Source organism: Rheinheimera sp. (assembly GCF_036568245.1).
In the GTDB taxonomy this organism is placed as follows: Bacteria; Pseudomonadota; Gammaproteobacteria; order Enterobacterales; family Alteromonadaceae; genus Alishewanella.
This window is the reverse complement of sequence record NZ_DATCSY010000310.1, coordinates 1-6,465: the sequence shown is the minus strand read 5'-3', so window position 1 is coordinate 6,465 and position 6,465 is coordinate 1. Positions and strand designations below refer to the sequence as shown.

Annotated in this window: 9 protein-coding genes; all 9 read left to right on the top strand. The window is 51.3% G+C overall.

From position 1 onward, the window contains the following. A partial coding sequence (locus VIN66_RS13920; RefSeq protein WP_331924542.1) for a motility associated factor glycosyltransferase family protein occupies window positions 1-760 on the top strand: 760 nt, incomplete at its 5' end. Between the two features lie 31 nt (window positions 761-791). Next, window positions 792-1,067 (top strand): hypothetical protein, encoded by a 276-nt coding sequence (locus VIN66_RS13915; protein ID WP_331924541.1) that lies wholly within the window; start codon window positions 792-794, stop codon window positions 1,065-1,067. Between the two features lie 102 nt (window positions 1,068-1,169). Beyond that, the gene (locus tag VIN66_RS13910) at window positions 1,170-2,036 is read left to right on the top strand and encodes a flagellin (protein ID WP_331924540.1); all 867 of its coding nucleotides are present in this window, start codon (window positions 1,170-1,172) and stop codon (window positions 2,034-2,036) included. Between the two features lie 89 nt (window positions 2,037-2,125). Continuing rightward, window positions 2,126-3,421 carry a flagellar filament capping protein FliD gene (gene fliD / locus VIN66_RS13905; protein ID WP_331924539.1) on the top strand — a complete coding sequence of 432 codons (1,296 nt, stop codon included), beginning with the start codon at window positions 2,126-2,128 and terminating at the stop codon, window positions 3,419-3,421. Window positions 3,422-3,437: 16 nt separating this feature from the next. Further along, complete coding sequence (gene fliS / locus VIN66_RS13900) at window positions 3,438-3,830, top strand: flagellar export chaperone FliS (RefSeq protein WP_331924538.1); 393 nt, start codon at window positions 3,438-3,440, stop codon at window positions 3,828-3,830. Between the two features lie 270 nt (window positions 3,831-4,100). Then, entirely contained in the window at window positions 4,101-4,427 is a 327-nt protein-coding gene (locus VIN66_RS13895) for a hypothetical protein (RefSeq protein WP_331924537.1), read from the top strand. After that, window positions 4,424-5,629: a flagellar hook-length control protein FliK gene (locus VIN66_RS13890; RefSeq protein ID WP_331924536.1), complete on the top strand. Its 1,206-nt coding sequence runs from the start codon at window positions 4,424-4,426 to the stop codon at window positions 5,627-5,629. Before VIN66_RS13895 ends, VIN66_RS13890 begins: the two co-directional genes overlap by 4 nt. 14 nt (window positions 5,630-5,643) lie before the next feature. Continuing rightward, window positions 5,644-6,072, top strand: coding sequence for a flagellar basal body-associated FliL family protein (locus VIN66_RS13885; protein WP_331924535.1), 429 nt, complete (start codon window positions 5,644-5,646; stop codon window positions 6,070-6,072). Window positions 6,073-6,081: 9 nt separating this feature from the next. After that, the coding region (locus tag VIN66_RS13880; protein ID WP_331924534.1) for a sigma factor at window positions 6,082-6,465 on the top strand (384 nt) is incomplete at its 3' end.

The window sequence follows — 6,465 nt, the reverse complement described above, 5'->3', positions numbered from 1 at the left end:
TTCTGTACCTTATTTACACCGGCTGCCGGAGAATAAGCAGTACTGGCAAAATGACCTGCCGGTACAACGCTTATTTAACTCGGTTGAACCGGGACGCGATATCTTTGTGATTGCCTCAGGGCCATCGCTGGAGCTGCAGTGCCAGTATCTGTACCAGCGCCAGCAGCAAAGCCATGCACCGCTGCTTATTGCTGTCGATACAGCGGTAAAAGCGTTGTTGGCACAGCAGGTGGTGCCTGACATCGTTGTGACTATGGATCATAAGATTGGCCCAGGACATTTGCCTTGTGCCAAGCTGCCGCCAACGACCGCTTTAGTCTATTTCCCGCTGGCGAACCCGGATCTGCTGGCGCAGTTTAACGGCAAACGTTATGTGGCAATGAACCAAAGCAAGCTGTTCGACAGTATCCGCGCTGAGCTGCCTGCTGATTCGCTGTTTATTCATGGCAGTGTTATTCACCCGGCTGTGGCTTTAGCGGTGAAAATGGGCGCCAGGCAACTGGTGCTGTTCGGTGCAGATTTTGCGTTCAGCGCTAATAAAACCCATGCCGGCTGGCAAGACAAACAGTTAGGGCTGGGCTATGCCAGTGCGACTGACTGGGTAGAGAACGTGCAGGGCGAAAAAGTACCGACTCTGCGTAATTTACTGACCTACCGCCTCGGACTGGAGCGGTTTATCCGCGCGCATCCGGCGGTGCAGTTTTTTAACGCCTCTACCGTCGGGGCCGTCATTGCCGGTACCAGGCCTTTTCGACAGTAATGCCCTCGTACGATACGGAGCGAGCAGATAAATGAGTTCAGCAATAGCTTCGATAGCACAGTATCAATGTCAGGCCACTGAACTGGCGTTGCAGTTTCGCTCTGACAGTCATACCCAGGCAGCGCTTGATCTTGCCACTATGGTGGCGCAACTGGTGCAGACATTTTCAACGCAGCCAGCGCAATATGCTGCAGAGCTGCAGAATATTCTGCAGGCGGTGCTGAACTGCCAGGCGCAGCGTGACTGGCTGGGGTTGGCTGATTATCTGGAATACGAACTGCAGGACCTGCTGCATCTGTGCAGCTAACCGGAATTTGTTCAGCAGGCATAAATTTTTGAAAATTTTTTTTAGTTTTAGCAGTACAGCGCCGCTTTATATCTGTGAGCATCATTCACAGGAGATTCCAAGATGGCTTTATCAATTCAATCAAATATGGCGTCAAAATCTATCCAGAACCAACTGGGTCGTACTAACAACGATTTATCAGTTGCGCTGGAGCGTTTAGGTTCAGGTTTACGTATTAACTCTGCTAAAGATGACGCGGCGGGTCTGCAAATTGCTAACCGCTTAAACGCTCAGGTACGTGGCCAGGAAGCGGCAATTTATAATGCCAACAATGCTATGTCTATGCTGCAAACTGCAGAAGGCGCGTTTGAAGAGATGACTAACATCGCTTTTCGGATGAAAGAGCTGGCCACACAAGGTGCCAACGGTACTAATAACTCTTCAGAATATACTGCGATAAATGCTGAGTTCACTGCTCTTACAGAAGAAATGACCAGTATTATGGAGAACACCTCTTTCGGTGCTGGCACTAAATTACTCGACGGCGGCAAGTTTGATGGTGCTAACGTAACATTTCAAATTGGCTCATCAAACGATGAGACTTTAGAGGTAAATATTCAGGCCGAAGTAACTGCAGTCAAGGGTGCTTATGCTGCAGGTACCAACATCACCAATGGTTTCAATGGTGCTACTGCAGCTGCAAACCAGGCCTTAGCAGCTAATATTATTACCGATGTTGATAGCTTAATCTCTGATATCGGCGCAGCCCGTGCTGAGCTGGGTGCCAGCATGAACCGTCTGGATCACACTATCAATAACGTGACCAATATGAAAGAAAACACTGAAGCGGCTGCTGGCCAGCTGATGGATGCTGATTTCGCCAAAGAAACGTCAAACATGACGAAACAGCAGTTACTGATGAACTCAGGTATTTCTGTACTGAGCGCATCTAACAGTACCTCTCAGATGATTGGTTCTCTGCTGCGTTAAGTTAAACGGCAGAGCATTGCTCTGTCTGGCACCCTGTTGGCGCTGCGCTGGCAGGGTGTTTCTGTTCCGTTTTTACCAGGGTATAGGTTATGGCATCGTCATTTTTAAGCATAGATCCGCAATATCTGGCCAGTCAGTACACGCAAATTGAACGCGCCGGCAAAGATCAGCTATTGGCAGGTAGATCCAAACAGTTTACCGCCCAGTTAGATGCCATAAAAAAACTGCAAACGTCATTAAGCGGTTTCCTTACCCAGATTAAAGATTTCCGCAGTGCTGACAAAAGCATACTGGCCAATACCGCGACCAGTAGCAGCGAGTCGACACTGAGTATTAACGCCGGCGGCAACGCTGTAGCCGGTAATTATGAGATTTTTGTTGAGCAACTGGCGCAAAACCATCAGCTGGCGCTGTCGTTTGACCCAACGGCAACACTGGCGTCAGATGGTGAGTTCAGTATCGACTTAGCCGGCAACAGTTTTTCTGTTGATTTAGCCGGTTTACCCGCAAACGCCAAACTCAGTGATCTTGCCGCTGCGATTAATAACCATGTCGACAATGACGGCGTTAGCGCCACACTGGTACGCAGCGGTACTGAAACCTTTCTGGTGATTTCCAGCGATGAAAGCGGCGCTGCCAATCAGTTGAGCCTGAGCTTCACGCCCGGAGCCGACCCTGCAGGTGCCGATATCACGGCGGCATTGGCCGGACAAAAAGAATTAAAAGCGGCACAGGACGCCATAGTGCGCCTCGGCAGCGACACTGCTATCAGTGTCACCAGCAGCAGCAATACGCTAACCGATGTCATTGAAGGCGTCACGCTGGATTTATTAAAAGCGCAAACCGCAGGTGACAGTCCGGTGTCCATTAAAGTGGGCCAGGATCAAGAGGCGATAAAGAAAAACCTGCAAAGCTTTATTGATGGTTATAACAACATTGTCGGCAGTATCAGCAAAGACACTAACCTGAAAAACGACAGCATGGCGCGCAGTGTACAAAACCAGTTCCGCGCCATTTTTCAGGGCACCTTTGAAGGCAGTACTCTGTACAGTGTCGGCATTGAGTTCGACCGTAACGGTAAACTGAACATTGATACCGAACGTTTTGACGCTGCGCTGCAGAAAGATCCGGCCAAGCTTGAAACCATGTTAAGTGGCGACAATGGCATGCTGGCGAAACTTGAAACCACAATAGAGCCGTACAGTAAAAGCTTTGGTTTGCTCGGTGACAAACAAAAAACCATTCAGGCCAGCCTGGATTTAATCACCGAAAAGCAAAAGCGGCACGATTATTCCATGGAGTTAACCTATAAGCGTTACCTGAGTCAGTTTACGCAGATGCAGGTAACCATAGCGCAGCTGGAAAGCTCGATGGGACAATTTTAATTAGCGGGACATACCTATGTTAGATTTTGCCAATGGCTATCAGGCCTATCAGAACACCTCGGTTGAAGGTAAAGCGGCCGGCGCAGATATTCATAAACTGGTACTGATGTTATTTGACGGCTTCTTGGATGAACTGGCCAGGGTCGAGGGCCATATTCAGGCCAAGCGCTTTGATAAAAAAGCCAGCGGTACAGAGCGGATGCTGAAGATCCTCGGTGGGCTGGAAGCGTCGCTGGATCAGCAAAATGGCGGTGAAGTGGCCGCCAATATGCAGCGGCTTTATCAGCACTGTGGCCAGGCAGTGCTAGCGGCCAGCCTGAAGAACGATTTAAGCCAGCTTGATACTGTACGCGTTATTATGACTAACCTGCAGGAAGGCTGGCAGGGGCTGGCGCAAAACGCCGCCTGAGTTTAGCAGTACCTTTTCTTCCACTGTTACATGTGTACCTGATGTAACCTTTCACCGCTGCTCTGGCAGCGGTTTTTTTCACTCTGCACCAGCTGTTGTTATTTTACCCCGGGTTGCGGCAATGCCGTTGTGTCCTTACTTCCGTCAGGCGGAAGTAATACTTCCGCTCTTAATGCTGAATTTCAATAATTTCATTTTGAATCAATAAGATAAAATATGGCCTGACAGTTGCTATCTCCATTCGGAAGAACCGTTTTACTGAGGTCGTGTGTGTCGCTAAGCCATTTAAACAGCACTGATATCGCCAGAGCACTTACGCAGTTACAGCATGAGCTGCTGCTTGCTGCACGCGCGCATGACTGGCAGCGCCTGCGGGCGATGGACCGTCAGCTACTGGCGCTGGTACAGCGTATAACGCAGGCCGGTGCTAAAGACCAGTTCAGCGCCCAGCTGAGTGCGCTGCAACAGAACTATCAGCATGTGCTGCAACTGGCAAAGAATGAGCTGCAACGCACCGAACTGCAGATGACACAGTTTCATAAAAACCGACCCGGCGTTGTGGCCTACCAGCAAACGACAGAAGGGAAGACACCATGATACCCGTGCTGCGACAGCTGGTAAATCAGCCCGCCGATACGACAGAAAATAGCATTGGCGCCAACCTGAGCGATGACGGTGTAGCGGAATTACCGTACCAGCAGCTACTGGCTCAGCTGGCACAATTCAGTGCAGATCATCCGGCGGCGGAAGTGGCGGACCTGCCCGACAATGATGCAGAGCAGGCTGTAGACAGCAGCCTGCTATCGCCGCTGCCGCAAATCGCTGTGCCAGAACAGAGTATGGTGCCGCAGCCGCTGGCTGAACCGGTGGTTATTCCGGCGTCGTGGACATTGTTTAGTCACCAGTATGCAACCACAGCAGTGCCAGCAGAGAATACAGCACTATCTGCAGCTCAGATCGATACTGCGCAGATGGGCAATATGGTTACGCCTGCAGCAGCGGTCAGTCTGGTCATGCCAACTGTTGCCGCGGCGGATATTGCGGCTGCGTCTGCAGTTGTACCTGTGGCAACAGTTGCTGTTAGCGTGACTTCGCGCAGTGACACCGCGCAGACAAATGCAGCTGTTGCTCTGCCGCTATTAGCCGAACCTGGCCAGCAGAGCAGTTCACTACCCGTATCAGAACAGCCGTTGCTGCCACAGGGCATCAGCGGCGGAGCGACATTACAGCAATTTATCCGCCAGGTACATTCGCAGCGTCAAACTACCGATACGACGGCGGTTACCGCAGCAATGGGTACTGCCAGTACCGGCACTCAAAGCAGTGAAGCGCTGTTTAGCTGGAAAGCCGAGTTGACCGGCCAAAGCAGCGGCGCGCACAGCAACCAGTGGAGCCAGAAACTGGTTCATCTGCTATCTGACAAAATTAACCTGCAGCTGGGTCAGCAGATCCAGCGTGCGCAAATCAGGCTTGACCCACCCCAGCTTGGCGTCATTGAACTCAGTGTCAGTCTGGATGGTGAGCGCACCAGTGTGCAGCTGTATGCCGCTAATACACAGCTGCGTGAGGCGATGCAGCAAAACCTGGATCAGCTGCGCCAGCAATTGGCACAGCGCCTGGGTAACGAGCAAACGTTGAATATTGATGTGCGCCAGCAATCGCAGCAGCAATCTGGCCAGCACAACAGCGCACAGCAACAGATTGTTGCAGCACATTTTAATGACGTACCTGACGATGCTGCCGACGCTGCAGCCGCGTCTACAGCAAACGCGACAAACTGGCTGAACCGGCTGGTATAGGAGAGCAGTAACAGATGAAAGCATTAGTGTTAGTGATTGCAGCCGTGTTGCTGCTGGCTGCAGGTGGTGGTGCCGCGTACTTCTGGCTGGATGCGCAGCAAAGTAAAAGCAGCGTAGTGCAGAATAAACCGCTGTTTTATCCGCTGGAACGCTTTGTGATCAGTGTCGACTCGGCGCAGCATTCACGGTATCTGGTACTGGAGCTGACACTTACCAGCCACAGCGCTGATGTGATGGCAGCACTGCCGGATGCATCACCACTGCTGCGCAATGCGCTGGTAGAGCACTTTAGCAATATCAGCCACGCCGATGTGAAAACCGGCTTTAAAGACATTCCGGCGATTCAGACACAGTTGCTGGAAAAATTTAATCAAACCCTGAACCAGAATGCGTTCAGTTACCAGATTGAGCAGGTTCTGGTGACCAACGTGTTTATTCAGTAAGGCCATTTTATGCTGGCAACCACTCAATGGCCTGAACCGGAGCAGACTGGCAATTTCAGTTTCAGCCCGGCGCAGGAAAGTGCGCTGTTAAACCGCTACAGCTATATCGTCAAACGTGCCGCAGGTCACTTACGCAGCCTGGTTGGCAGCATGGTCGATAAAGACGATTTACAGCAGATAGGCCTGATGGGGTTGCTAAGCGCCTTACGCCGTTATGGCCGTGATGTTGACGAGCAATTTGAATCTTATGCATTTAAACGGGTACGCGGCGCCATGCTGGATGAGTTTCGCCGCATCGACTGGCGGCCCCGGCAGTTGCGGCAGCAGTCGCATCAACTGAGAGATAAAAGCCGCGAATTAACCCGGCAGCTGGGTCGCATTCCGAATGATGAC

Coding starts and splice junctions, on each gene's coding strand:
- VIN66_RS13915 (WP_331924541.1), top strand. CDS start 792: ATGAGTTCAGCAATAGCTTCGATAGCACAGTATCAATGTCAGGCCACT.
- VIN66_RS13885 (WP_331924535.1), top strand. CDS start 5,644: ATGAAAGCATTAGTGTTAGTGATTGCAGCCGTGTTGCTGCTGGCTGCA.
- VIN66_RS13890 (WP_331924536.1), top strand. CDS start 4,424: ATGATACCCGTGCTGCGACAGCTGGTAAATCAGCCCGCCGATACGACA.
- fliD (WP_331924539.1), top strand. CDS start 2,126: ATGGCATCGTCATTTTTAAGCATAGATCCGCAATATCTGGCCAGTCAG.
- VIN66_RS13910 (WP_331924540.1), top strand. CDS start 1,170: ATGGCTTTATCAATTCAATCAAATATGGCGTCAAAATCTATCCAGAAC.
- fliS (WP_331924538.1), top strand. CDS start 3,438: ATGTTAGATTTTGCCAATGGCTATCAGGCCTATCAGAACACCTCGGTT.